The sequence below is a fragment of the Pseudomonas siliginis genome (assembly GCF_024072275.1).
In the GTDB taxonomy this organism is placed as follows: Bacteria; Pseudomonadota; Gammaproteobacteria; order Pseudomonadales; family Pseudomonadaceae; genus Aquipseudomonas; species Aquipseudomonas siliginis.
The window spans coordinates 4121569-4147262 of record NZ_CP099598.1 but is presented as its reverse complement, the minus strand read 5'-3'; the positions used below and the strand labels follow the sequence as shown (position 1 = coordinate 4147262).

The following is a 25694-nucleotide window of genomic DNA, read 5'->3' as shown; positions in this document are numbered from 1 at the left end:
AAGGCATGGCCAATAACATCGATGACAAACTGGTGCTGGCGATTTCCTCGCGCGCCTTGTTCGACCTGAGCGAAAGCCACAAGGTCTACCTGTCGAGCGGCGTCGAAGCCTATCGGCAATATCAGATCGAGCACGAAGACGAAATCCTCGCGCCGGGCGATGCGTTCCCGCTGGTGGAAAAACTCCTGAGCCTGAACAGCCGCCTCGGTCGCGCGCGGGTCGAGGTGATTCTGGTTTCCCGTAACAGCGCCGACACCGGGCTGCGCGTGTTCAATTCGATTCATCATTACGGCCTGGCGATTTCTCGTGCGGCGTTCGTCGGTGGGCGCAGTCCGTACCCTTATCTGAAAGCGTTTGGCTGCGACCTGTTTCTCTCGACTCACGCCGAAGACGTGCGTGCCGCGCTGGACGCCGGGTTCGCCGCCGCCACGATTCTGTCCGGTGGCGCGAGCCGTGCGGCCAGTGATGAATTGCGTATCGCCTTCGACGGTGACGCGGTGATCTTTTCCGACGAGTCCGAGCGCGTTTATCAGTCCGGCGGCCTGGAAGCGTTTCAGGCCAAGGAACGCGAATCGGCACGCGAGCCTTTGCGCGGTGGGCCGTTCAAGGGCTTTCTGGCAGCGCTCAATCTGTTGCAGCGCGAGTTTCCCGATGACGATTGCCCGATCCGCACCGCGCTGGTGACTGCGCGTTCGGCGCCGGCCCATGAGCGAGTGATTCGCACCTTGCGGGAATGGGATATCCGCCTCGATGAATCGCTGTTTCTCGGTGGCCTGACCAAATCGGCGTTCCTCGAAGCCTTCGCCGCTGACGTGTTCTTCGATGACCAGACCGGTCATTGCGAGCTGGCTCGCGAAGTGGTCGCCACCGGCCACGTGCCCCACGGCATCAGCAACGAACCGCCGATCTAGAGCCTTTTCATTCAGGACGTTGCGTCGCACGTCGTACTCGCCAAGGCACTGCTAAGCTGAATCAATCTCCGCCATCGTTGGCTCGCGAGGAGGTCCCATGATTCGCTCAATGCTGTATGCCACCGACCTCGGTCTGTACGCACCGTTCGTGATGCAGCATGCCCTGGCCTTGGCGCGCACCTTCAATGCCGATCTTTATGTAGTACACGCGGTGGAACCCATGGGCCTGTTCGCCGAGTCAGTGCTGCAAAGCTATCTCGACGAACAGGCATTGAACGAATTCCATAGTCAGGGTCTGAAAACAGTCATTGCCAATATCGAACAGCGGGTGCTCGACAGCTTTCGTGAAGAACTGGGGGACGACGGCGAACAGGATCTGCAGCGCATTCGCGCGGTGCGCGTGCTCCAGGGTGATCCGTCGCAGGTGATTCTCGACCAGGTGCACAAACTCTCGGTCGATCTGCTGATCGTCGGCAGTCACAGCCATGGCGTCGGCGCGGAAACGCCGTTGGGGCGCACGGCGGCGCGGGTCCTGCAGTTGGCCAAGGTGCCGGTCTATCTGGTGCCGCTGATGGAGCGCCGGCGGCGGGAGGATCGTTGAAGCAGGAATAATGGCGTTTTGATAAAAAAGTTCTAGATTTATTCTTCGAACCATTAATATAGTTATATACCGTCGCTGATGCCCGTGGCGTCTACCTGCTTTGAGGGATTGATATGAAGCTTCAACAACTGCGCTACATCTGGGAAGTGGCGCACCACGACCTCAACGTTTCCGCTACCGCTCAAAGCCTGTACACCTCGCAACCGGGCATCAGTAAGCAGATCCGCCTGCTGGAAGACGAGCTGGGCGTCGAAGTCTTCGCCCGCAGCGGCAAGCACCTGACCCGCGTCACCCCGGCCGGCGAGCGCATCATCACCACCGCCGGCGAGATTCTGCGCAAAGTCGAAAGCATCAAGCAGATTGCCCAGGAATTCTCCAACGAGAAAAAGGGCACCCTGTCGATCGCCACCACCCACACCCAGGCGCGTTATGCGTTGCCGCCGGTGATCAGCAATTTCATCAAGCAATACCCGGACGTGGCCCTGCACATGCATCAGGGCTCGCCGATGCAGATCGCCGAAATGGCCGCTGACGGCACCGTCGATTTCGCTATTGCCACTGAAGCGCTGGAGCTATTCGGTGATCTGGTGATGATGCCGTGCTATCGCTGGAACCGCTGCGTGGTCGTACCCCACGGCCACCCGCTGACCAAGCTGCCGAAGCTGACCCTCGAAGCGCTGGCCGAATATCCGATTGTTACTTACGTGTTCGGTTTCACCGGCCGTTCCAAGCTCGACGAAGCCTTCAGCCATCGTGGCCTGACGCCGAAAGTGGTGTTCACCGCTGCTGACGCCGACGTGATCAAAACCTACGTGCGTCTGGGTCTGGGCGTGGGCATCGTGGCTAAAATGGCCGTCGATACCAAACTCGATAACGACCTGGTGGTGCTGGATGCCAGCGAGCTGTTCGAGTCGAGCATCACCAAGATCGGTTTCCGTCGTGGCACCTTCCTGCGTGGCTTCATGTGCGACTTCATCGAGAAATTCGCTCCGCACCTGACCCGCGAAGTCATGGCCAAGGCCATTCAGTGCCACAACAAGCAAGAGCTGGAAGAACTGTTCGACGGCGTCGAACTGCCCGTTCACTAAGCACCCGCTTCAGAGCACCTCGGTGACAGCAAATTGTTGCCGGGTGCCCGCCACCAGAATCTCCACCTCATCGCCCGCGAACTTGCCCAGCAGACTTTTGCCCAGCGGCGAGCGTGGGGTGATGACGGTGATCGGCTGACCCACCACGTCGACTTTCAGCCCCGCCGCATCCGGCGCCAGAAACAGCCATTGCTCGCGACCCTTTTCGTCCTCCAGACCGAGCAGGGCGCCGACTTCGATGCCGCGATTTTCGTCGTAGGCACGCAACGTCAGGTTCTGGCACAGCGCCAGTGACTGACGAATCTCCTCAACCCGCTTCGCCTGACCCGCCGCCAGATATGACGCTTCCAGCCCCAGCGTGTCGTACTTGTTTTCGGCGATGTTTTCTTCGTGGGTCGCGGTTTCGTAAGCGGTTTGCGCAGCGCGTTCGGCGATGTCGAGGTCGATGCGCAGCTTGTCGAGAATCAACTGGTGGACGCTGTGTTTGTTCATGATCAATCGCAGAATTGCAAAACGTTGGCGCGGCTCTTTTCGGTCGGCGCGGTCTGGTCCTGCTGCAGCCAGAACTGGCATTTCGGGTTCGACGCATTGCGCGAATTGGCGCGCGCCTGGTCCAGTCGGGCCTGCTGTTCATTCTTGCGCAGGTTTTCTTCGTACTGTTGGAACAGCGGCGTTGGCGGCGGTGCGACGTCCGGCTGTGGCTCGACTGCAACTGGCGGATTGGCCAATTGCTGCACCGCTTGAGCCACCGGGGCCAATTGCTCGGGAAAGATGAAGCGCGATAGCAGCCAGCAGGTCAGCGCAATCGCCAGGAACCCCAGCCACAGGGCCAGCGCAATGCTGCCGGTCAGATGCAGCGCGCTAAGCTGAACAGGCAAGGGACGACGCGGATTGGGACGGTAGGGCATGGCGGCCTCCTGGCGGATGGTTGCGGGCAAGTGGCGATTGTCGCACGAAGATTAATCGCCGTCGGCTCTTCTGCGCGAGCGCATTTATGCGGACAATCGAGGTTTTTTGCCAACGGGAGAACGGCATGCCTGAAGCGAAACCCCGCTGGGACATTTTCTGCACCGTGGTCGATAACTTCGGTGACATCGGCGTGACCTGGCGCCTGGCCCGGCAACTGGTGGCCGAGCATGCCTTGCCGGTGCGCCTGTGGGTGGATGATCTGCGCGCGTTCGAGCGCCTCTGTCCTGAGATCGATGTCGATGTTGTGCAGCAATGGCAGCAGGGCGTCGAGGTGCGTCAGTGGCCGAGCGAATGGCTGCACGCCGAGGCAGCCGACGTAGTCATCGCCGCCTTCGCCTGTCAGTTGCCCACTGATTACATGGACAGCATGGCTGCGCGGGAAACGCCGCCGCTGTGGCTCAACCTCGATTATCTCAGCGCCGAAGACTGGGTCACCGGCTGCCATGGCTTGCCGTCGGTGAAATACAAATCGGTGCAGAAGTTCTTCTTCTTTCCGGGCTTCAAGCCGGGCACCGGTGGCCTGCTGCGCGAATGCGGACTGCTCGAACAGCGTCGGCAGTTTCAGCAGGATCGGCCGGCCCAGCGACATTTCCTGCAAGCCTTGGGTATCGATCCTGCTCCGGACGCGCAACTGATCTCGCTGTTTGCTTATGAAAACCCCGGGTTGGCCAGTTGGCTGGATGTGCTGGCGGCCGACGCACAGGCGACTCACCTGCTGGTGCCGGAAGGGCGGATCCTCGGCGATGTGGCGCGCTGGCTGGGCGTGGAAACCCTGACGGTCGGCGCGATTCATGTGCGCGAGTCCCTGACCGTGCAAGTGCTGCCGTTCGTCCGTCAGGATCAGTACGACCATCTGCTGTGGTGCTGCGATTTCAACGCGGTGCGCGGTGAAGACTCATTCGTGCGCGCGCAATGGGCGGGGCGGCCGATGCTCTGGCACATCTATCAGCAGGACGATGATATCCATCTGGACAAGCTCGACGCTTTCCTCGCGCTCTACACTCACGGCCTTTCGCCCGCTGCGGCGCAGGCGATGAACGGTCTGTGGCGAGCGTGGAGCGCCGGGCAACCGATCGGCGAGCACTGGCTGGCGGTGCGAAATCATTGGCCGGAACTTCAGAAAAACGCCGAGGCATGGTGTCTGGAACAGGCCTTGCAGGCGGATCTTGCCACGGCGCTGGTACAGTTTTATGTAAATTGGATATGATACGCGGCCTAGATTTTTGTAAATCCCATCCAAATTCGGATATTCGCAATGAAAACTGGTAAAGAACTCAAACCCGGTACCGTGATCCGTATCGACAACGATCCTTGGCTGGTTCAGAAAGCTGAATTCACCAAGTCGGGCCGTAACAGCGCGATCATGAAGACCAAGCTGAAGAACCTGCTGACCGGTTACAAGACCGAAACCGTTTACGGTGCGGACGACAAACTGGACGACGTGATCCTGGATCGTAAAGAAGCCACCCTGTCGTTCATCAGCGGTGACACCTATACGTTCATGGACACCACTGACTACACCATGTACGAGCTGAACGCCGAAGACATCGAAAGCGTTCTGCCTTTCGTTGAAGAAGGCATGACCGACGTTTGCGAAGCCGTGTTCTTCGAAGAGCGTCTGGTTTCCGTAGAGCTGCCGACCACCATCGTGCGTCAGGTTGACTACACCGAAGGCTCCGCTCGCGGTGACACTTCCGGCAAGGTGATGAAGCCTGCCAAACTGAAGAACGGTACCGAGCTGTCGGTTGCCGACTTCATCGAAATCGGCGACATGATCGAGATCGATACCCGCGAAGGCGGTTCCTACAAAGGCCGTGCGAAATAAGCACTGCTTTTTGCGGAAAGAAAAAACCCGATCATTGAGTCGGGTTTTTTTGTGCCTGCGCTTTGAGTTTCACACCTGTCCCATGTGGGAGCGAGCCTGCTCGCGAATGCGGTGTGTCATTCAATGAAGCGCTGTCTGACGGGACGCTTTCGCGAGCAGGCTCGCTCCCACAATGGGACTGTGGTTATTTCAAGTGTTGCTTCAGTTCTTCAGACGCCTGCAACATCGCCGACCGCACCGCCGGTACATGGCTGACCACGTTGAGCAAACCGTAATCGTGAATCATGCCGTTGTAGCGCACCGACGTAACCGGTACTCCGGCTTCATCGAGTTTGCGTGCGTAAGCTTCACCTTCATCACGCAGCACGTCGGCGCTGGCAGTCTGCACCAGTGCAGGTGGCAGACCTTTGAGTTGCGCGGTGGTGGCGCGCAGCGGTGAAGCGTAGATCTCGTTACGCTGTTTGGCGTCGGTGGTGTAGTTGTCCCAGAACCACTTCATCATGTTGCGGGTGAGGAAGTGCCCTTCGGCGTACTGGTTGTACGAACCGGTGTCGAAGTTGGCATCGGTCACCGGCCACAGCAGTACCTGGAATTTGATCGCCGGGGTGCCCTTGTCCTTGGCCATCAGTGCAACCACTGCGGCCATGTTGCCGCCGACGCTGTTGCCGGCCACGGCCAGGCGCTTGCCATCGACGTTGATCTCTTTGCCGTGTTCCGCCACCCATTTGGTCGCAGCGTAGGCCTGGTTGATCGCCACCGGGTAATGCGCTTCCGGCGAAGGGGTGTAATTGACGAACACCGCCGCCGCACCCGAACCGACCACCAGATCGCGCACCAGACGTTCGTGAGTCGGGAAGTCCCCCAGCACCCAGCCGCCGCCGTGGAAGAACATGAACACCGGCAGCTCACCCTTGACCCCGGCCGGCCGGACGATGGTCAGGCTCAGCGGTTGACCATCGACCTGCACCGTTTTCTCGCTGACATCGGCTTTGGGCAACGTCAACTTGACCCCGGACTGCGCGCCGACCAGCACGGCGCGGGCATCCTTGGGCGACAGCTGCTCGATCGGCTTGCCGCTGCCTGAGTTCAGCGCATCGAGAAATGCCTGGGTGTTGTGTTCGACATCACCGGCGAAAGCGCTGTGTACCGACAGGGCGAGAAGGGTACCGGTCAAGACTTTGCTGAAAGTGTTCATGTTCATTTTTCCTTGTTCGGGCCGGGGGCTTGAGTGATTACACAGTCACGTGCAGACGGACATCGACGTTGCCACGGGTGGCGTTGGAGTACGGGCAGACCTGGTGAGCGGCGTCGACCAGCGACTGCGCATCGGCTTGTTCCAGACCTGGCAGGCTGATGTGCAAATCGATGTCCAGACCGAAACCGCCAGGGATCTGGCCGATGCCGACATGGGCGGTGATCGACGCGTCGTCGGGAATCTTGCGCTTGGTCTGGCTGGCGACGAATTTCAGTGCGCCGATGAAGCAGGCCGAGTAACCGGCAGCAAACAGTTGCTCAGGGTTGGTCGCCGCACCGCCAGCACCGCCAAGTTCTTTCGGAGTGGCCAGTTTGACGTCCAGTACGTTGTCGCTGGAGATCGCACGACCGTCACGGCCGCCAGTGGAAGTTGCGATTGCGGTGTAGAGAGTTTGCATGGTGTGAGCCTCATGGGTTGTGGTTTTGTGCGCTAATTGTTTGCGCGCTAAGTAGGTGTGAAGAGAATGTATAGCGCTAATGTTTAGTGCGCAAGATAAATTTTTAATAAAAATCGCGTTCTGCTCAAGGGCATAGCGTGTAAGGGGCGGGTAAGGCCTGATTTAGAGCGCTTGACGAGGGAATTCAGGCGGGAAAAATATTTTTGTTGGCGCTGAAATCACTGTGGGAGCGAGCCTGCTCGCGAAGGCGGTGGAACATTCAACGACTCGCTGTCTGATCGGACGCTTTCGCGAGCAGGCTCGCTCCCACAGGGGAATGTAGCGGGGCTTAATTCAGGCTGTCTTGCAGATGTCCGCGCAGCGCTTGCAGCTCGGCCTGCAATTTCTGCAGACGTTCAAGGGTGAAGCCACTGGCGCCAAGAATGCACTGCGGCACGGTCTGCGCCTTGTCGCGCAAGGCTCGGCCCGCTGCGGTCAGTTCCACAATCACCACCCGCTCATCTTCGCGACTGCGGGTGCGGCTGAGCAGGCCTTCGGCTTCCAGACGCTTGAGCAATGGCGTCAGCGATCCCGGATCGGTCAGCAGGCGTGCGCTGATTTCTCCGACAGTCAGACCGTCCTTCTCCCACAGCACCATCATCGCCAGATATTGCGGATAGGTCAGGCCCAGCGCCTGCAACAGCGGCTTGTAGACCTTGGTCATCATCAGCGAGGTCGAGTGCAGGGCGAAGCACGCCTGATTGTCGAGCAGAAGGTCGTCGCAGTTGTCGCGTTCGGAAGTCATGTCAAAGCCTTGATCGTTGATCGTTTTTTAATCTAGCGCTCGAATCTTTAAGGCGCCAGATAAATATGTCCGGCCTCAGTGCCGGGCGAATTGCCGTTGCAACGCCAGATCCCACGGCGGCACCGGACTGAAGCGGGTTTTCAGATATTCCAGCAATAACCGACTGCGCGAATGGACCTGCTGTTCCATGCGCAGCGCGTAAATGCCGGTGGACTCCGGCGGCGGCAGGCCATTTTCGCAGAACAGTGGCACCAGTTCGCCACGCAGCAGGTATTCGCTGGCCAGCCAGGTCGGCAAGTGTGCGACGCCCAGACCCGCCGCCGCGCCACACGCCAGAGCTTCGGCATTGTTGGCGCTCAGGCGCACCCGCGATGGCCGGTGCAATTGCATTTGCCCGTCCACTTCGAATTTCCAGGCAAACGGCGGCGCAAGGCCCTCCCAGTCGAGCCCGTCGTGTTCACTCAACTGCTCCGGATGCTCGGGCACGCCACGCTGCTTCAAATAGTCAGGGCTGGCACAGGCCACGCGGACCATGCTCGCCAATGGCGTGGCGACCAGGCGCGAGTCAGCCAACTGGCCGGTACGCAGCACCAGATCGACCTTGCCCAGGCTGCTGCCGGCCATGTCGCTGAAGCTGTCGATCAGGTGCATCTGCACATCCAGTCCCGGATACAGCAGGAGAAAATCGGCAATCACCGGCGCCAGATGCCGGCGCCCGAAGGCTGCTGGCGCATCGATGCGGATCAGGCCTTCCGGTGCGCTGCTCAACGACACCGCTTCGGCACGTGCCAGTTGCAACTCGGCGATGATCCGTCGCGCCCGTTCGGCGAAGGCCAGGCCGGCCGAAGTCGGCAGCACGGCATGGGTGCTGCGTACGAACAGCTGACTGCCGACGGCACTTTCCAGGCTGTCGATGCGCCGGGCTACGGCGGAAGGTGTCAGCGGATGGCGGCGCGAAGCGGCAGAAAAGCTGCCACTCTCCAGCACATCGAGAAACAGGCCGAGTTGATCGGTCAATTGGTTGGGATTCATGGAAACCACGCTTGTGCAAAATCGGCATAGCCATTGTGCGTTGCTATGCGTTTCCCCGCTAGGCGCGAGTGCGTAGCATTGGCCGCCTGTCGTTAGAGGATTACCGTTGTGATGGATTTTCTGTTGTACCTGCTGTTCGGCGCCGCCCTTGGCACATTGGGCGGGATCTTTGGCATTGGCGGTGGCTTGATTGCGATTCCGTTGCTTGGCGTGTGGTTCGGGCTTGATCAGCAGATCGCCCAAGGCACGGCGCTGGTGATGGTGGTACCGAACGTGATGTTGGCGCTGTGGCGTTATCACCAGCGCAATCGCATCGAATTGCGCCATGCGCTGCCGCTGGCGGTGATGGGTTTCTGCTTTGCCTGGCTCGGCTCGATCTGGGCGGTGGGCATCGATGCGCAGACCATGCGCATCGGCTTTGTCGCCTTTCTGGTGGCGCTGTCGGCCTACAACCTGTTGAAGATGTTCGGCCCGCGCCCAGCGCCGACTGCCGAGATGCGCTATTCGTGGCCGTGGCTGGGCGTGCTCGGCGCCGCCTCGGGGATCATGGGCGGTCTGTTCGGCGTCGGCGGCGCGGTGGTGGCGACGCCGGTGCTGACCAGCCTGTTCGGCACCAGCCAAGTGGTCGCTCAGGGCTTGTCGCTGGCGCTGGCCCTGCCGAGCACTGGTGTAACCCTGGTGACCTACGCCGTGCACCATGAAGTCGACTGGATGATCGGTCTGCCTCTGGCGGTCGGTGGTCTGCTCAGCATCAGTTGGGGCGTGAAAGTTGCCCACGCCATGCCGGAAAAAATTCTGCGTGGGCTGTTTTGCGGCTTCCTCGTGCTGTGTGCGGTGATGCTCGCGTTTAAAGTTTGAAGCCCTCGACAATGTGTTCGGCCAGGCACTCGGTGATCGGCGACGGGTTATTCAGATTGCGGATCAGCATGATGCTTGCCTCGGGCAGCAGCGGCAGGTCTTCGGCGGCGCCAAGGATGCGCATGTCCGGGGTGATCAGACTCTCCAGTTGCGCGGTGATCGCCAGCCCTGCGCTGACCACAGCCATCAGCGCCGACAGGCTGCTGCTGTTGTAGGCGATGCGGTAATCGCGGCCCATCGCGTCCAGCGCATTGCACGCCCACAAGCGGCAGAAACAATCACTGTTGAACATCGCCAGGGGCAGCGGCGTCTGTTCGTGGGCGCTGAAGTTCTGCGCCTCTGCCCAGACAAAGCGCTCCTTGCGCAGCAACTGGCCGATCTCGTTGCCCGGCTCACGGGTGACGATCGACAAGTCCAGATCAGTGCGCTGCAACAGTTGTTTGGTCGATTCGCAATGCACTTCGATCTGGATCAGCGGATAGAACTGCGCAAACCGCGACAGGATTCCCGGCAGAAAACGCATCACATAATCATCCGGCGTACCGATGCGCACGGTGCCGACCATGTGCGGCTCGCGCAGGGTGTTGAACACCTCACTGTGCAGTTTGAGGATGCGCCGTGCATAACCGAGCAGCACCTGGCCTTCGGCCGTCAAGCGCACCTGGCGCCCATCACGCTCGAACAGCTGGCGCTGCAACACGTCTTCTTCCAGGCGTTTCATCTGCATGCTCACCGCCGACTGGGTGCGGTTGACCATCTCGCCAGCACGGGTGAAACCGCCCTGATCGGCAATCGCGACAAAGGTGCGCAGGACATCGGTATCGATACTGGGGTAGGCGGACAATTGATGAATCTCCGTGATGCATGCCATCAGAAACATTCGTTGGATTGATCTTAGCGCCGGCGCGAGACTTGAGCCATCCACAAAAGGAGGCAAGACGATGAAAGGTCAAAGAGAGTATGCAAGCGAAGAACAGCTGTCCGGCCATGGCCATATCGTGTCCGATCTGCTGCACAAATTCAGCCGCTGGTATGAGCTGCATCGCGAGCGGGAAATGCTCGCCGGGCTCAGCGACGAAGCGCTGAAGGACATCGGCATCAGCCGCGCCGATGTCGAACACGAAACCGTACGGCCGTTCTGGGACGACCCGATGCATAAATGATGAGGCTATCGCTACACAAACCCCTTTCAGGTGAGGTAGGTTGCGAGCAGACATGGAGGAATAAATGCCCGCGACAGTGTCCTTTTCCCTCAAACAGGCGCGACGTCTGGCGCTGGCTGCCCAAGGGTTCAACGGGCGCCAGCCGCCGAACGTCAATGCCAGTCATCTGAACCGGCTGATCGAACGGCTGGGCCTGCTGCAAATCGATTCCGTCAATGCCGTGGTGCGCTCGCACTACCTGCCGCTGTTTTCCCGTCTCGGTTGCTATCCATCTGACTTGCTCGACCAGGCTGCCTGGAGTTCGGGCCGTCGGCGCACGCTGTTCGAATACTGGGGCCATGAAGCGTCGTTGCTGCCGCTGTCGGTGTTTCCGTTGCTGCGCTGGCGCATGCAGCGGGCCAAGCGTGGCGAAGACATCTATCAGCAATTGGCGAGGTTTGGTCGCGAACAACAGGAAACCATCCGCCGCGTGCTGACTGCGGTTGAGGAGCGGGGCGCGCTTGGCGCCGGCAGTCTGTCGACCCGCGAAGACAAGGCCGGGCCATGGTGGGACTGGAGTGCCGAGAAACATGCGCTGGAATGGTTGTTCGCCGCCGGTGAGGTCACAGTGGCGGGGCGACGCGGTTTCGAGCGTTTGTACGATTTGCCCGAGCGGGTGATTCCGGCAGCGATTCTGCAGCAGCCCCAACCGGGTGAGGCCGAGGCGCAACGCAGTTTACTGTTGCATGCGGCGCAAGCGTTGGGCGTTGGTACGGAAAGAGACCTGCGTGATTACTTTCGCCTGAGCCCTGCGGATGCGCGGCCGCGTCTGGCTGAACTGGTTGAGGCGGGGCAATTGCAGATGTGCGAAGTCGCCGACTGGCGGCAGATCGCCTATTGCCTGCCGGAGCCCAAAGTGCCGCGCAAGGTCATCGCCAGTGCGCTGCTATCGCCGTTCGATTCGCTGATCTGGGAACGCAGCCGCACCGAGCGCCTGTTTGATTTCCGCTATCGCCTGGAAATCTACACACCGCAGCCCAAGCGCGTGTATGGCTATTACGTACTGCCGTTTTTGCACAACGAGCGGATCGCCGCGCGGGTTGATCTGCGCGCCGAACGGGCGGCAGGGCAGTTGGCAGTGCATGCGGTGCATGAGGAAGAATCGGGACTGGACGAGGAGGGGATGCTGGCGCTGGCGCTGAATTTGCGGCGGATGGCGGGTTGGTTGGGGCTTGAGCGGGTGCAGTTGAATTGTCAGCGCGAGAGTGCGGGCCGGTTGCGGGGAGCATTGGCGCAGATGGAGGGGGCCTGAGCTGGCGCCTTCGCGAGCAGGCTCGCTCCCACAGGGAAACGCATTGCAAATGTGGGAGCGAGCCTGCTCGCGAAGGGAGGCGACGCGGTCTAACGGCGGACTTGCTTCAGGGTCTCGGCAATCAAAAAAGCCAATTCCAGCGACTGGTCAGCATTCATCCGTGGATCGCAGTGGGTGTGATAACGGTCGGACAAGCCATCCTCGGTAATCGGTCGGGCGCCGCCGATGCACTCGGTGACATTCTGCCCGGTCATCTCGATATGAATGCCGCCGGCATAACTGCCTTCCGCTTCGTGCACCTGGAAAAACTGCTTCACCTCGCCAAGGATCTGCGCGAAGTCACGGGTCTTGTAGCCGCTGCTGGCCTTGATGGTGTTGCCGTGCATCGGGTCGGAGCTCCACAGCACTTGCTTGCCTTCGCGCTGGACCGCGCGGATCAGTGCCGGTAGATGATCGCCGACCTTGTTCGCACCCATCCGCGCGATCAGGTTCAAACGCCCCGGATCGTTGTCCGGGTTGAGCACGTCGATCAGGCGGATAAGATCATCGGGGTCCATGCTCGGGCCGACCTTGACGCCGATCGGGTTGTTCACCCCGCGCAGGAATTCAACGTGCGCGCCGTCGAGCTGACGCGTGCGGTCGCCGATCCACAGCATGTGCGCCGAGCAATCGTAGTAATCGTTGGTCAGGCTGTCGCGGCGCACGAAGGCTTCTTCGTAGTTCAGCAGCAAGGCTTCGTGGGCGGTGAAGAAACTGGTTTCGCGCAGTTGCGGCGAGCTGTCCATGCCGCAGGCGCGCATGAATGCCAAAGTTTCATCGATGCGGTCGGCGAGATGGCTGTACTTCTCGGCCAGCGCCGAGTTGGCGATGAAATCCAGGTTCCACTTGTGCACTTGGTGCAGGTCGGCAAAACCGCCCTGAGCGAAAGCGCGCAACAGATTCAGAGTCGCTGTGGACTGATGATAGGACTGCAGCAAACGCTCTGGATCCGGCACGCGGCTCTTTTCGTCGAAGCCGATGCCGTTGACGATGTCGCCGCGATAGGCCGGCAGGGTCACGCCGCCGATGGTTTCGTCGTTGGCCGAACGCGGCTTGGCGAACTGACCCGCCATGCGCCCGACCTTGACCACTGGGCAACCGGCAGCGAAGGTCATGACGATCGCCATCTGCAGCAACACTTTGAAGGTGTCGCGAATCTTCGCTGCGGAGAATTCAGCGAAGCTTTCCGCGCAATCGCCGCCCTGCAACAGAAACGCGCGACCCTGGGTAACTTCGGCGAACTGGCGGCGCAGCTCGCGCGCTTCGCCGGCGAACACCAGCGGCGGATAGCTGGCCAGGGTTTGCTCGACCTGGCGCAGGTGCGCGGCGTCGGGGTATTGCGGTTGTTGCTGGATCGGCAGGGCGCGCCAGCTGTCAGGGCTCCACGGTTGGCTCATCACGGTCTCGAAGTTCGTACGCAGGGAAGCGCCATGTTAGCAGCAATTAGTGCGTGACCTGCTCCCGCCCCATCGCCGACAATCGCCGCTTTGCCACGGCGCCACAGCGGTGCCATCGCGTCACCGCGCCCGGTGACCATCAGGAGACGAAATGACTGAGGAGCGCGTCGAGCATCTGCTCGCCGAGGTACAGGATGAGTTCGGCGTGATTCGCGTGCTGGAAGTGGCCGATTACCGCTTTCTCGAGTTCGGCGATGCGATCGAGCAGAGCTGCGTGTTCACAGCCGACCCGAGCTGGCTGGAGTACGACTACACCCGCGCGATGCTGATCGGTGCGCTGTGCCACGAGCAGCCGGAGAGCGCGCTGTTTCTCGGTTTGGGTGCGGGCACACTGACCCAGGCTTGCCTGAAGTTTCTGCCGCTCGAAGACGTCGAGGCCATCGAACTGCGCCCGGACGTGCCGCGCCTGGCCATCGAATATCTTGGCCTGGATGATGATCCGCGTTTGTACATCCGCGTCGGCGATGCGCTGGAATTGCTGCCGACTGCCGAGCCGGCGGATCTGATTTTCGTCGACCTCTATACCGATGTCGGTCCCGGTGTCGGGCATCTGGCCTGGAGTTTTCTCGGCGATTGTCAGAAGCGCCTGAATCCGGGCGGCTGGCTGGTGATCAACCAGTGGGCCACCGACGATGGCAAACCACTGGGCGCGGCATTGTTGCGCGGCCTCTATCACCGGCATTACTGGGAGTTGCCGGTGAAGGAGGGCAACGTGATTCTGATCGTTCCGGCGGATCTCGATCAGGCGCTGGACATGCAGGCGCTGACCCAACGAGCCGAAGCGCTGGCGCCGCAGTTGGGGTACTCGTTGCAGTCGTTGATCAACGCGATTCGCCCGGCGACCTGAGCCGGCAGTACCGCCCCCTTCGCGAGCAGGCTCGCTCCCACATTTGAAATGCGTTCGACCTGTGGGAGCGAGCCTGCTCGCGAAAAGGCCCTGACAGGCAGCAGATTCTTCACACACCTTTGAAAATCCCTGGCCGCCGCTCCACCAGCGATCTCACCCCCTCCCTGGCATCTTCAGTGGCGAGCAACTTCTTCACCAGCGCCGGTAACGCCTGCGCCGCCGCTGTCTCACCCTCATAACGCGCCTGTCGCGCTGACATCAAGGTCGCCTGCACACCCAGCGGTGCCTGCCGGGCAATCCGTTCGGCCAGCTCGATCGCACGGGGCAGCAAGTCTTCACTGGCCATCACTTCCTGGACCAAGCCCAGATGCAACGCATCGTGTGCATCAAACTCGTCGCCGGTGAGCAACCAGCGCATCGCATTGCCCCAGCCGGCAATCTGCTGGAAACGCAAAGTCGCCCCGCCAAACGGAAAAATCCCACGCTGCACTTCCATTTGCGCGAAGCGGGTATTGCTCGCGCACAGGTTGATGTCCGCCGCCAGCATCAGCTCGATGCCGATAGTCAGGCAGTAACCCTGCGCGGCGACGATTACCGGCTTGCTCACCCGTGGCCCGACGAAAACGCCCCAGGGATCGCACCCGCCTGTCGGAACCTGCCAGCCTTCGGCCAGCGCTGCGCTGGCATTGACCAGATCAAGCCCGGCGGTGAAGTGCTCGCCGTGGCCGAACACCACGGCGACCCGCGCTTCGCGGTCGGCTTCGAACTCGCCGTAGGCCAGGCTCAGGTCGTTGAGCAGGTCGATATCGAAAGCGTTGCGCTTGGCCGCCCGATCGAGGCCGATCAAGTGCACATGACCACGACGTTCTCGGCTGACGCGGCCGGCGCAGGGCTGATTCATGGCTAAATCCTCAAGCGGGAAGGGCGGGTGCGCGGCGCTTTGCCGCAGGTCGGTGAACCGTTTAAGCGTCATCGCCCGCAGGGCCGGGCCTTTGCAAAATAGACCGTTGCGCGATTATCCGCAAAACCCCGTTACACGGCGGTGACACACGGATAAGGGCCACAAAAAAAGCTCCCTTTTCGGGCGAAATCCGGTATAGTGCGCGCCGGCCTTTAACCGGGCCGCGTTTAGGTAGCGCATTTCCCGAAGTCAGCTTCGGCTGCACGTCCGCATTGCGGGCTCTTCCTTGACGATTCATCTTCATTCATTCGTTTTCGCAAATCCCCGCCGACAAAGCTGCCAGGGCGACTCTTGAGTCTCAACACGGCATGCGCAGCTTTGGAGCATGGGTCTTTGCGGATGCACTTAGAGGCAGACCCATGACCCAGGAAACCGGCGGATTCGCCGCTTTTAATCTCAACCCGAATATTCTTGCAGCCGTCGCAGCGACTGGCTACGAAGAGCCTTCGGCGATTCAGCAGCAATCGATCCCGATCATCATGGCCGGCCAGGACATGATTGGCCAGGCGCAAACCGGTACCGGTAAAACCGCCGCGTTCGCACTGCCTATTCTGCACCGCATCGATCCTGCCAAGCGCGAACCGCAAGCCCTGATCCTGGCGCCAACCCGAGAGTTGGCGCTGCAAGTAGCAACCGCTTTTGAAACCTACGCCAAGCAAATGCCAGGCGTCACCGTCGTGGCTGTCTACGGCGGCGCGCCGATGGGCCCGCAACTCAAGGCAATCCGTAATGGCGCACAGATTGTTGTCGCTACTCCGGGTCGTCTGTGCGACCACCTGCGTCGCGACGAGAAAGTCCTGTCGACCGTGAACCATCTGGTTCTCGACGAAGCTGACGAAATGTTGAAGCTGGGCTTCATGGATGACCTGGAAGTCATCTTCAAGGCTCTGCCATCGACCCGCCAGACCGTGCTGTTCTCGGCGACCCTGCCGCAGTCGATCCGCGCCATTGCTGAACGCCACCTGCGCGATCCGCAACACGTCAAGATCCAGACCAAGACCCAGACCGTTACCGCGATCGAACAGGCTCACCTGTTGGTTCACGCTGACCAGAAAACCTCGGCCGTACTCAGCCTGCTGGAAGTCGAAGACTTCGACGCCCTGATCATGTTCGTGCGCACCAAGCAAGCGACCCTGGACCTGGCCAGCGCCCTCGACGCCAAAGGCTACAAAGCCGCCGCGTTGAACGGTGACATCGCCCAGAACCAGCGTGAGCGCGTCATCGACTCGCTCAAGGATGGCCGTCTGGACATCGTTGTCGCCACCGACGTTGCTGCCCGTGGTCTGGACGTTCCGCGCATCACTCACGTATTCAACGTCGACATGCCGTACGATCCGGAATCCTACGTGCACCGTATCGGCCGTACCGGCCGTGCCGGTCGCGAAGGTCGTGCACTGCTGCTGGTGACTCCACGTGAGCGCCGCATGCTGCAAGTGATCGAGCGCGTAACCGGTCAGAAAGTTGCCGAAGTACGCCTGCCAGACGCTCAAGCCGTTCTCGATGCACGCATCAAGAAACTGACCAACAGCCTGTCGCCGCTGGTTGCTGATGCCGAGTCGACTCACGGCGAACTGCTTGATCGCCTGACTGCCGACATCGGTTGCACCCCGCGTGCACTGGCTGCTGCGCTGCTGCGCAAGGCCACCAATGGTCAAGCGCTGAACCTGGCAGCGATCGAGAAGGAACGTCCACTGGTGCCGAACAACGCGCCGCGTGGCGACCGTCCTGAGCGTTCCGGTGATCGTCCTGATCGTGGTGACCGCGAGCGTCGCGCGCCAATGCCTTTGGGCGAAGGCCGCGCTCGTTGCCGTACCGCGCTGGGTGCGCGTGACGGTATCGCTGCGAAAAACCTGCTGGGCGCCATCCTCAACGAAGGCGGTCTGGCCCGTGAAGCGATCGGTCGCATCCAGGTGCGTGACAGCTTCAGCCTCGTCGAGCTGCCGGAAGAAGGTCTGGAAAAGCTCCTGACCAAGCTGAAGGACACTCGCGTGGCTGGTAAGCAGCTCAAGCTGCGTCGCTACCGCGAAGATTGATCCGCCCTTGGGCTGATTGATCGAACATAAAAAATCCCCGACTGGTTCGGGGATTTTTTTTGCCTGTTCTTTGGCTACTGTGGGAGCGAGCCTGCTCGCGAAGGCCTCAACCGAAGCGATAAATATCCATACCCAGCGCCCCCATCGTGAAACCCTGATGCGCCACGCTGAAAATCCCGCCCGCACCGCGAGCAAAGTACAGCGGCAACAAATGCTCATCACTCGGGTGACTGCGCACGGCATTCGGCGCCTGCTGGCGATAATCATGCAGCGCCGTTTCATCGTCGGCCGCCAGCTTGTCGATCATCCAGTCACGAAAATCCCGCGCCCACGGTTCAACGCTTTCCGGGCCGGCATGCCAGTCCAGCTCCCGGAGGTTGTGGGTGATGCTGCCGGAGCCGAGCAACAGAATGCCGTGTTCGCGCAGGCTCGCCAGTGCACGGCCAACTCGCGTCTGCAATGCCGGTCCGCCGCGACTCGGCAACGAAACCTGCACCACCGGAATATCGGCCTGCGGATACATCAACGACAGCGGCACCCAGACACCATGATCGAACGGTCGTTGCGGATCGAGCCGCGTCGGCAGGTCATTGGCGTTCAGCAGTTGAGCCACCTCGGCGGCCAGCTGCGCATTGCCCGGTGCCGGGTACTGCACTTCAAACAGCGCACGGGGGAAACCGCCGAAGTCGTGCCAGGTTTCCGGGTGCGGGTGGCTGCTGACCAGCAGTTCCTGGCTTTCCCAGTGCGCCGAGACGATGACAATGGCTTTGGGGCGCGGCAGTTCGGCGGCCAGTCGCGCCAGTGCCGGGCCGCTGGCACCGGGCTCCAGCGCCAGCATCGGTGAACCGTGGGAGATAAACAGGCTGGGCAACATGGACGGGCTCCTGAGCGCTAAGATGAACCATCTTCAGTCAGATCATTGATCTGAATCCAATATAAGTTTCTGCGGTTTTTCATCGGTTTTTCGGGAGTGATCCATGCAGCCTGAGTTTTGGTACAAGAAATGGGATTCGAACCAGATCGGCTTTCATCAGCCCGAGGCCAACCCGTATTTGCAGCGCTATTGGCCGGAGCTGGCGATTACACCGTCGGCGCGTGTGCTGGTGCCGCTGTGCGGGAAGAGTCTGGATCTGCTCTGGCTTGCCGGGCAGGGACATCAGGTGCTTGGAGTGGAGCTAGCGGAAAAGGCTGTCGAGGAGTTTTTCAGCGATCATCAATTGCAGCCGCAGATCAGCGAGAAGGGCGCATTCAAGGTTTATCGCAGTGATGCCATCGAACTGTGGTGCGGGGATTTTTTCGCGCTGACGGCAGAGGATGTTGCCGGTTGCACGGCGCTGTACGACCGCGCCGCGCTGATTGCCTTGCCGGACGCCATGCGTCAGCACTACGCGGCGCATTTGCAGCACTTGCTGGCGCCGGAGATGAAAGGGCTGGTGATTACCCTGGATTACGATCAGACGCAGATCCCGGGACCGCCGTTTGCTGTGAATGATGATGAGGCGCAGCGGCTGCTGAGCCAGGGTTGGCAGCTGGAGAAGCTGGAAGAGCGAGATATTCTGGCTGAGAGCCCGAAGTTTCTGCAGGGCGGGGTTGAGTGGTTAGTGGAGCGGGTTTATCGGGTTTCTGCCTGATGGTTTTCTGTTAACAATTCCGGCGTCTTCGCGAGCAGGCTCGCTCCCACAGGGAAATGCATTCCAAAGGTGGGAGCGAGCCTGCTCGCGAATGGGACTTTGCTGACAACGCATGATCTGAAGATACAAAAAAAGGCCCGCATCACTGCGGGCCTTCTTTCTTATTGCGATCAAATCAACCGCGACGACGCAGTGCGTCAATCCGCTCTTCCAGCGGCGGGTGGCTCATGAACATGCGGGCGAAGCCCTGTTTGATGCCACCGTTGATGCCGAAGGCGTTCAGGGTGTCGGGCATATGCACCGGCAGGCCCTGTTCGGCGCGCAGACGTTGCAGAGCACCAATCATCGCGCTGGTACCGGCCAGGCGGGCGCCGGCTTCGTCGGCACGGAATTCGCGCTTGCGCGAGAACCACATGACGATTGCACTGGCGAGGATGCCCAATACCAGTTCGGCGAAGATGGTCGCCACGTAGTAGGCGATGCCCTGGCCTTCTTCGTTCTTGAAGATGACCTTGTCGACGAAGTTGCCGATGATCCGCGCGAAGAACATCACAAAGGTGTTCACCACGCCCTGGATCAACGCCAGGGTCACCATGTCACCGTTGGCAACGTGACCGATTTCGTGGGCCAGTACGGCTTTCACTTCATCGGGCGAGAATCGCTCGAGCAGGCCCTGGCTGACCGCGACCAGCGCGTCGTTCTTGTTCCAGCCGGTAGCGAAAGCATTCGCTTCGTAGGCCGGGAAAATCCCGACTTCAGGCATCTTGATCCCGGCTTCGCGGGACAATTGCTCGACCGTTTGCAGCAGCCATTGCTCATGACGAGTGCGTGGCTGGCTGATGATTTGCGTACCGGTGCTCATCTTCGCCATCCACTTGGAGATGAACAGCGAGAACAGCGAGCCGGCGAAACCAAAGACCGCACAGAAGACCAGCAGCTGACTGAGGTCGAGGTCGACCCCGTTGGCCGCCATGAACCCGTTGAAGCCGAACAGGCTCAGGGTGATGCTGGCTATCAGCACGACCGCCAGGTTAGTGGCCAAAAACAGCAGGATGCGCATCATGGTTGTAGAACTCTCCTCAAGCTAAAGATGTAGCGTACTGCGGGGTATATAAGGTGCGGCCCCGGGCTATTCAACCGAGTGACTATTTCAAACTGTGTCCTACAGCGGTTTCTTGAGGAAAAAGAAAATTCCCACCCTCGATTCCGACACGGATGACACAGCCTTTCGCCCCGCCGCCATTAGGTCAGACACGTCTGTACGGCTCGCATCGCAAGTGTAGAAGGGCTGCAAAGGCGCGGAACAAAGATGTGTTGCTGAATCAGACAGTGCGCAACAGTCAATCCGTTGCGCACTGCTGGCCATTACTGGCGGTAGGACTTGAGGAAGTTGCCGATGCGGCCGATGGCCATTTCCAGATCATCGACGCGGGGCAGGGTGACCACGCGGAAGTGATCCGGCCACGGCCAGTTGAATGCCGTGCCTTGCACCACCAGCAGCTTCTCGGAAAGCAGCAGATCAAGCACGAACTTCTCGTCGTTGTGGATCGGGCAGACCTTCGGGTCGATTTTCGGGAACGCGTACAACGCGCCCATCGGCTTCACGCAGCTGACGCCGGGAATATCGTTGAGCAACTCCCAAGTGCGATTGCGCTGCTCCAGCAGGCGACCCTGCGGCAGCACCAGATCGTTGATGCTCTGGTAGCCGCCCAGCGCGGTCTGGATTGCGTGCTGGCTCGGCACGTTGGCGCACAGGCGCATGTTGGCCAGCATGTCGATGCCTTCGATGTAGCTCTGCGCGTTGTGTTTCGGCCCGGAGATGGCGATCCAGCCGGAGCGGAAACCGGCCACGCGGTAGGATTTCGACAGGCCGTTGAACGTCAGGCAGAGCAGATCCGGCGCCAGCGAGGCAGTGCAGATATGCACGGCGTCGTCATAGAGAATCTTGTCGTAGATCTCGTCCGAGAACACCACCAGGTTGTGCGCGCGGGCGATTTCCAGCATGCCCAGCAACACTTCCTTCGAGTACACCGCACCCGTCGGGTTGTTCGGGTTGATGATCACCATGGCCTTGGTGTTCGGGGTGATCTTGGCCTTGATGTCGGCCAGATCCGGAAACCAGTCGGCGCCTTCGTCGCACAGATAATGCACGGCGTTACCGCCAGCGAGGCTGACGGCAGCGGTCCACAGCGGATAGTCCGGGGCTGGCACCAGCACTTCGTCGCCGTTATTGAGCAGCGCCTGCAGCGACATCACGATCAGCTCGGAAACGCCGTTGCCCAAGTAGATGTCTTCGATGCCGACACCTTCAACCTGCTTCTGCTGGTAGTACTGCATCACCGCCTTGCGCGCGCTGAACAGGCCTTTGGAGTCGCTGTAACCTTGCGCGGTCGGCAGGTTGCGGATCACGTCCTGGAGGATTTCGTCCGGCGCTTCGAAACCAAACGGCGCCGGGTTGCCGATGTTCAGCTTGAGGATGCGCTGGCCTTCCTCTTCCAGTCGTTTGGCGTGCTTGAGCACCGGGCCGCGAATGTCGTAGCAGACGTTGGCGAGCTTGTTCGATTTGCTGAACTGCATGGCGATGTGATCCCGAAAATGAACGATCCAGGCGGCAAATGGACAACCGTACTGGGATTGCTGCGTCTTCGCACAGGCGGAGGTCTGGCGCTTTAGCGCTCAGAATCCGTTTGAATGCGCCCGGTCTGGCTGCCAGACTGGCGCGTGACGAGGCGCAATCATACGTGCCGCCCGATCCGTGGAAAAGGTACAGATCGGGCTTTTTCAGCCGCTGAGGTGTGATGATGGAAAAGTTGCAGAAAACCCTGGAAGAATGGCGTGCCATGCTCGACCCCGAGCAGTACAACGTCTGCCGTATGAGTGCCACCGAGCGCCCGTTCTCGGGCAAATACAACAACACCAAAACCGACGGTGTCTACCACTGTGTCTGCTGCAACGAGCCGCTGTTCGATTCCAAGACCAAATTCGACTCCGGCTGTGGCTGGCCGAGCTTTTACGCGCCGATCGGCGATAGCGCGATGGCTGAGATCCGCGACACCAGCCACGGCATGGTCCGCACCGAAGTAAAATGCGCGCGCTGCGATGCGCATCTGGGGCACGTGTTCCCCGATGGCCCGCCACCGACTGGCCTGCGTTATTGCATCAACTCGGTGTGCCTGAATCTCGAGCCCCGGGAATAACCGAAAAAGGCGACATCGTGTCGCCTTTTTATCGGTTCAATTAGATTGCGCACAATTCAATTGCTCGTTATGTTTGCGCTTTCCTGACCATTGCGGAGCCGACCCATGAGCGACAACCTGCTGAATATCCCGTGCACCACCATCAAGGGTGAGCAAAAGACCTTGGCCGATTTCGCCGGCAAAGCCGTGCTGGTGGTCAATACCGCGAGCAAGTGTGGCTTCACTCCGCAATACAAGGGCCTCGAAAAACTCTGGCAGACCTATAAGGACCAGGGGCTGGTGGTGTTGGGTTTTCCCTGCAACCAGTTCGGCAAACAGGAGCCGGGCAATGAGGGCGCCATCAGCGAGTTCTGCGAACTGAATTTCGGCGTCAGCTTCCCGCTGTTCAAGAAGATCGACGTCAACGGCGCCGATGCCCATCCGCTGTTCGTGCAGTTGAAGAAGCGCGCCCCGGGCCTGCTCGGCTCGCAGGGCATCAAGTGGAATTTCACCAAGTTCCTGATCGGCAAGGATGGCCAGTTGGTCAAGCGTTTCGCCCCGACGACCAAGCCGCAGGACCTGAGCGGCGAGATCGAAGCTCTGCTGAAATGAGCCTGGCGGTTGATTCGCTGAAGCTCGACAGCCAGTTGTGCTTCAAGCTGTACGCGGCCTCGCGGGCGGTGATTCGCGCCTACAAGCCGATGCTCGATCAGTTGGGCCTGACCTACCCGCAGTACCTGGCGATGCTGGTGCTGTGGGAATGGCAGGATGCTGCGCCGGAGCAACCGACGGTCAAGGCCTTGGGCGAACGCTTGGCCCTGGACTCGGGGACGTTGACGCCTTTGCTCAAACGTCTGGAGCAGAGCGATCTGGTCCAGCGTCGGCGCTCGGCGCGGGATGAACGCGAGATGCACCTGAGCCTGACGCCTGCCGGAACAGCACTGCGCGAGCAGGTCGGGCCACTCAAGGCGCGCCTGCTCTGCGACAGTGGCGTAGATCTCGACCGGCTCAATGATTTGCGCGCCGGCCTCGATCATTTGCTCGGGCAGATCAAAGGGCTTTCGTAGTCGGCATCCACTGATCAAGCAGCGCGGCGAGTTCTTCGCGGCGAAACGGTTTGGCCAGATAGTCGCTCATGCCGGCCGCGCGGCAACGTTCGCGTTCCTCGGACATGGCATTGGCGGTCAGCGCCACAATCGGCAGATTCGGCCAGCGCCCGCTCTGGCGAATCTGCCGACTGGCTTCATAGCCATCCATCACCGGCATGTTGCAGTCCATCAGCACCAGATCGAAATCGGCAAACTCCAGCTGATCCAGCGCCTCGGCACCATGGCCCGCCACCACTACATCGCAGCCAAGCTTGCCGAGCATGCCTTTGGCGACCAGTTGATTGACCGGGTTGTCCTCGACCAGCAGCACCTTGCCCCGGCGCGCGGACGGCAAGGCATCCGCTTGTGCTTCGTTGAGGGTGGCGGCGTCCGGTTGCAGAATCCGTCGCAGATGCTGGTACAGCGCGTTGCGCGCCAGCGGCCGGGCTTGCTGCTGCAAGGGGGCGAGGGCGGCGGCTTCTTCGCTGGGCAGAAAACTGCCGTAAGCAGTCACCAGCAGAATCGGCGCGGTGATGCTAGGGCGCAGACCGAACAGGCATTCCGGGCAATCGGTGATCAGCACATCCGGACTCAGGCCCAGCAGCGAATCATCAATAGTGCGCTGCGTGTATTCCAGGCCCCACACCGGCAACAGGCTTTTCAGCAATTCCGCCAGACCACTGCTGGCAGCGGTGATGGCGAGAACCTTGCCGCGTAACGGTATCGGCGGCAGCGCGCGGGTGTGAGAGGGCAGTGGCAGTTCGGCGCAGAACTGGCTGCCGAAGCCGCTTTCGGAGCTGATGGTCAGCCGACCCTGCATCGCCTCGCACAGGTTGTACGTCAGCGCCAGTCCCAGCCCGGTGCCGCCGTACTGACGGGTGATACCGGCGCCGGCCTGGGTGAACGGCTGGAAGATTTTCACCTGCGCTTCCTGGGCGATGCCTATGCCGGTGTCGCAGACTTCGATGCGCACGCCACCCTTGTACGCCGACAGACGCACATCGACCCGACCGAAACGGGTGAATTTCAACGCGTTGGACAGCAGGTTGCTGACGATCTGCCGCACCCGGGTCGGGTCGCCCAGCACCAGCGCCGGGAAGTGCGGTTCGATCAGACAGGTCAGCTCGACGCTCGGCGCGGCGTTTTGCGAAAGCAGGTTGGCGGTGTCTTCGATCAGCGAACCGAGGTCGAAGGGGATGTTTTCCAGCTCTAGTTGCCCGGCGTCGAATTTCGACAGGTCAAGAATATCGTTGAGCAGTTCCACCAGCACCTTGCCCGAGTCGTGGGCGATCGACAGTTGTTGCTGCTGCTCGGCGTTGAGCGGGCCGTCCAGCGACAGCGCGATCATCCCCAGCAGACCATTGAGTGGTGTACGGATTTCATGGCTCATGTTGGCGAGAAACGCCGAACGCGCTTCGGCCATGTCCAGTGCAGTACGGCGTGCCACTTCCAGTTCTTCGTTGGACTGGCTGAGGCGGGCGTTGATTGCCTTGAGTTCGGCGGTGCGCGCCGAGACGATGTCTTCCAGTTGCGCGAGGTATTCGGTCAGGCGGTTTTCCGCGGTGCGCCGCTGCTGGATTTCGGTGGCGATGTTTTCGAACTGCTGATTGGCGACCTTGACCAGCACGCCGATCTCATCGTTGCCGTGGCCGGCGGGGCACTCAAGCGTGGTCGGCTCGGCGCTGCGCGGGTCGCGGCCGCTGAGTTCACGGATGACCCGCACCAACGGCTTGGTCAGCATCACGTAGAACAGCGCCAGGAGGATCCCGGTCAGCAGCAGGCTGCGGGCAAAACCGTTGAGCAGGGTGACTTCCGCACGGCGCAGGAAGCGGCTGCCGAAGGCATAAGTGTCGACTTCAAGCTTGAGAACGCCGAGGGATTCGTTGGGCAAGTGGTCGAGGTACAGACGATCTTCGAAATGACGCTTGGCGCCGAACAGGAAGTCGCTGATCAGCCGATAGCTGCTCTGCAGTTCCGGGCGTTTGACGCTGGCCAGCACGGTATCGTTGTTGTCGATCAGTTGCGCGGCGATGATCGCGGGCGAGCGCAGCAGGCCCAGGGTGAGCTCCTGCGCGAGCTCGGCGTCGATGTTATAGGCGATGCGCGAGGCCGGATTGTGGCTGATTTCCAGCAGCGCGAGGATTTCACGGTTGATGGAAGCGTCTTCGCTGGCATAATCGATGCCGATCTGCAGCAGACTGAGCAGGGTGCCCAGAATGAACCCGACCAGCACGGTAAGCCTGGCTTGCTTGTAAGACAGCCGGTGGGTGAATTTGATATCCATGGGT

The 25694-nt window shown here is 60.6% G+C and carries 27 protein-coding genes; 14 read left to right on the top strand and 13 right to left on the bottom strand.

Going from position 1 to position 25694, the window contains the following annotated elements; genetic code table 11:
• The first annotated feature begins 5 nt into the window (after positions 1–5).
• The 3 genes from NF676_RS19055 to cysB all read left to right on the top strand — a co-directional run bounded on the left by NF676_RS19055 (position 6) and on the right by cysB (position 2600).
• Positions 6–911, top strand: a complete 906-nt coding sequence (locus NF676_RS19055; RefSeq protein ID WP_024013777.1) for a 5'-nucleotidase — start codon at positions 6–8, stop codon at positions 909–911.
• Between the two features lie 97 nt (positions 912–1008).
• Positions 1009–1512: a universal stress protein gene (locus tag NF676_RS19050; protein ID WP_016770874.1), complete on the top strand. Its 504-nt coding sequence runs from the start codon at positions 1009–1011 to the stop codon at positions 1510–1512.
• A 113-nt stretch (positions 1513–1625) separates the two neighbouring features.
• The gene (gene cysB / locus NF676_RS19045; protein ID WP_016770873.1) at positions 1626–2600 is read left to right on the top strand and encodes an HTH-type transcriptional regulator CysB; all 975 of its coding nucleotides are present in this window, start codon (positions 1626–1628) and stop codon (positions 2598–2600) included.
• A gap of 9 nt (positions 2601–2609) precedes the next feature.
• Here the strand turns inward: cysB and NF676_RS19040 are convergent, their stop codons facing one another.
• Together NF676_RS19040 and NF676_RS19035 are read right to left on the bottom strand one after the other, a co-directional pair.
• Positions 2610–3092 (bottom strand): GreA/GreB family elongation factor, encoded by a 483-nt coding sequence (locus NF676_RS19040; RefSeq protein ID WP_024013776.1) that lies wholly within the window; start codon positions 3090–3092, stop codon positions 2610–2612.
• 2 nt (positions 3093–3094) lie between these two features.
• Positions 3095–3508 (bottom strand): hypothetical protein, encoded by a 414-nt coding sequence (locus tag NF676_RS19035; RefSeq protein WP_252886611.1) that lies wholly within the window; start codon positions 3506–3508, stop codon positions 3095–3097.
• A gap of 125 nt (positions 3509–3633) precedes the next feature.
• Here NF676_RS19035 and earP point away from each other — a divergent pair, with 125 nt between their 5' ends.
• Together earP and NF676_RS19025 are read left to right on the top strand one after the other, a co-directional pair.
• Positions 3634–4776, top strand: coding sequence for an elongation factor P maturation arginine rhamnosyltransferase EarP (earP, locus tag NF676_RS19030; RefSeq protein WP_252886610.1), 1143 nt, complete (start codon positions 3634–3636; stop codon positions 4774–4776).
• A 48-nt stretch (positions 4777–4824) separates the two neighbouring features.
• On the top strand, positions 4825–5394 hold the full coding sequence (locus NF676_RS19025; protein WP_003226785.1) for an elongation factor P: 570 nt from the start codon (positions 4825–4827) through the stop codon (positions 5392–5394).
• A gap of 184 nt (positions 5395–5578) precedes the next feature.
• Here NF676_RS19025 and NF676_RS19020 read toward each other — a convergent pair whose 3' ends face one another.
• The 4 genes from NF676_RS19020 to NF676_RS19005 form a co-directional block, all read right to left on the bottom strand.
• Entirely contained in the window at positions 5579–6589 is a 1011-nt protein-coding gene (locus NF676_RS19020; protein ID WP_252886609.1) for an alpha/beta hydrolase, read from the bottom strand.
• 37 nt (positions 6590–6626) lie between these two features.
• A complete protein-coding gene (locus NF676_RS19015; RefSeq protein WP_007940002.1) occupies positions 6627–7046 on the bottom strand; it encodes an organic hydroperoxide resistance protein in 420 nt (139 codons plus the stop codon).
• A gap of 328 nt (positions 7047–7374) precedes the next feature.
• Positions 7375–7830, bottom strand: coding sequence for a MarR family winged helix-turn-helix transcriptional regulator (locus tag NF676_RS19010; RefSeq protein WP_042607887.1), 456 nt, complete (start codon positions 7828–7830; stop codon positions 7375–7377).
• A 75-nt stretch (positions 7831–7905) separates the two neighbouring features.
• On the bottom strand, positions 7906–8862 hold the full coding sequence (locus tag NF676_RS19005) for a LysR family transcriptional regulator (protein WP_252886608.1): 957 nt from the start codon (positions 8860–8862) through the stop codon (positions 7906–7908).
• Positions 8863–8973: 111 nt separating this feature from the next.
• On the opposite strand from NF676_RS19005, the gene NF676_RS19000 reads away from it, so the two are divergent.
• Entirely contained in the window at positions 8974–9720 is a 747-nt protein-coding gene (locus NF676_RS19000; protein ID WP_435406581.1) for a sulfite exporter TauE/SafE family protein, read from the top strand.
• Here the strand turns inward: NF676_RS19000 and NF676_RS18995 are convergent.
• The gene (locus tag NF676_RS18995; protein ID WP_174823892.1) at positions 9710–10564 is read right to left on the bottom strand and encodes a LysR substrate-binding domain-containing protein; all 855 of its coding nucleotides are present in this window, start codon (positions 10562–10564) and stop codon (positions 9710–9712) included. The two genes, NF676_RS19000 and NF676_RS18995, sit on opposite strands and share 11 nt — an antisense overlap.
• A 97-nt stretch (positions 10565–10661) precedes the next feature.
• Between NF676_RS18995 and NF676_RS18990 the strand changes: the two genes are divergently transcribed.
• Both NF676_RS18990 and NF676_RS18985 read left to right on the top strand, forming a co-directional pair.
• On the top strand, positions 10662–10883 hold the full coding sequence (locus NF676_RS18990) for a DUF1127 domain-containing protein (protein WP_024013770.1): 222 nt from the start codon (positions 10662–10664) through the stop codon (positions 10881–10883).
• 64 nt (positions 10884–10947) lie between these two features.
• Positions 10948–12174 (top strand): winged helix-turn-helix domain-containing protein, encoded by a 1227-nt coding sequence (locus NF676_RS18985; RefSeq protein WP_252886606.1) that lies wholly within the window; start codon positions 10948–10950, stop codon positions 12172–12174.
• An 89-nt stretch (positions 12175–12263) separates the two neighbouring features.
• Here the strand turns inward: NF676_RS18985 and NF676_RS18980 are convergent, their stop codons facing one another.
• Positions 12264–13610, bottom strand: a complete 1347-nt coding sequence (locus tag NF676_RS18980) for a class II 3-deoxy-7-phosphoheptulonate synthase (RefSeq protein ID WP_095182202.1) — start codon at positions 13608–13610, stop codon at positions 12264–12266.
• 151 nt (positions 13611–13761) lie between these two features.
• On the opposite strand from NF676_RS18980, the gene NF676_RS18975 reads away from it, so the two are divergent.
• Positions 13762–14517 carry a spermidine synthase gene (locus NF676_RS18975; RefSeq protein WP_024013768.1) on the top strand — a complete coding sequence of 252 codons (756 nt, stop codon included), beginning with the start codon at positions 13762–13764 and terminating at the stop codon, positions 14515–14517.
• Between the two features lie 109 nt (positions 14518–14626).
• On the opposite strand, the gene NF676_RS18970 is transcribed toward NF676_RS18975, so the two are convergent.
• The gene (locus NF676_RS18970) at positions 14627–15418 is read right to left on the bottom strand and encodes a crotonase/enoyl-CoA hydratase family protein (protein WP_056788494.1); all 792 of its coding nucleotides are present in this window, start codon (positions 15416–15418) and stop codon (positions 14627–14629) included.
• Between the two features lie 419 nt (positions 15419–15837).
• On the opposite strand from NF676_RS18970, the gene NF676_RS18965 reads away from it, so the two are divergent.
• Complete coding sequence (locus NF676_RS18965; RefSeq protein WP_016770859.1) at positions 15838–17511, top strand: DEAD/DEAH box helicase; 1674 nt, start codon at positions 15838–15840, stop codon at positions 17509–17511.
• A gap of 106 nt (positions 17512–17617) precedes the next feature.
• Here NF676_RS18965 and NF676_RS18960 read toward each other — a convergent pair whose 3' ends face one another.
• The gene (locus NF676_RS18960) at positions 17618–18385 is read right to left on the bottom strand and encodes a DODA-type extradiol aromatic ring-opening family dioxygenase (RefSeq protein WP_252884635.1); all 768 of its coding nucleotides are present in this window, start codon (positions 18383–18385) and stop codon (positions 17618–17620) included.
• Positions 18386–18488: 103 nt separating this feature from the next.
• On the opposite strand from NF676_RS18960, the gene NF676_RS18955 reads away from it, so the two are divergent.
• The gene (locus NF676_RS18955) at positions 18489–19142 is read left to right on the top strand and encodes a thiopurine S-methyltransferase (protein WP_252886605.1); all 654 of its coding nucleotides are present in this window, start codon (positions 18489–18491) and stop codon (positions 19140–19142) included.
• Between the two features lie 175 nt (positions 19143–19317).
• Here the strand turns inward: NF676_RS18955 and htpX are convergent, their stop codons facing one another.
• Entirely contained in the window at positions 19318–20205 is an 888-nt protein-coding gene (gene htpX / locus NF676_RS18950) for a protease HtpX (protein WP_007908619.1), read from the bottom strand.
• Between the two features lie 302 nt (positions 20206–20507).
• A complete protein-coding gene (locus NF676_RS18945) occupies positions 20508–21719 on the bottom strand; it encodes a pyridoxal phosphate-dependent aminotransferase (protein ID WP_016770856.1) in 1212 nt (403 codons plus the stop codon).
• A gap of 224 nt (positions 21720–21943) precedes the next feature.
• Here NF676_RS18945 and msrB point away from each other — a divergent pair, with 224 nt between their 5' ends.
• The 3 genes from msrB (at position 21944) to NF676_RS18930 (ending at position 23385) form a co-directional block, all read left to right on the top strand.
• Complete coding sequence (msrB, locus tag NF676_RS18940) at positions 21944–22339, top strand: peptide-methionine (R)-S-oxide reductase MsrB (protein ID WP_252886604.1); 396 nt, start codon at positions 21944–21946, stop codon at positions 22337–22339.
• Between the two features lie 105 nt (positions 22340–22444).
• Positions 22445–22930, top strand: coding sequence for a glutathione peroxidase (locus tag NF676_RS18935; protein WP_252886603.1), 486 nt, complete (start codon positions 22445–22447; stop codon positions 22928–22930).
• Positions 22927–23385, top strand: a complete 459-nt coding sequence (locus tag NF676_RS18930; protein WP_095182197.1) for a MarR family winged helix-turn-helix transcriptional regulator — start codon at positions 22927–22929, stop codon at positions 23383–23385. Before NF676_RS18935 ends, NF676_RS18930 begins: the two co-directional genes overlap by 4 nt.
• Here the strand turns inward: NF676_RS18930 and NF676_RS18925 are convergent.
• Positions 23369–25690, bottom strand: a complete 2322-nt coding sequence (locus NF676_RS18925) for a hybrid sensor histidine kinase/response regulator (protein WP_252886602.1) — start codon at positions 25688–25690, stop codon at positions 23369–23371. The genes NF676_RS18930 and NF676_RS18925 overlap by 17 nt on opposite strands.
• Positions 25691–25694 lie beyond the last annotated feature (4 nt).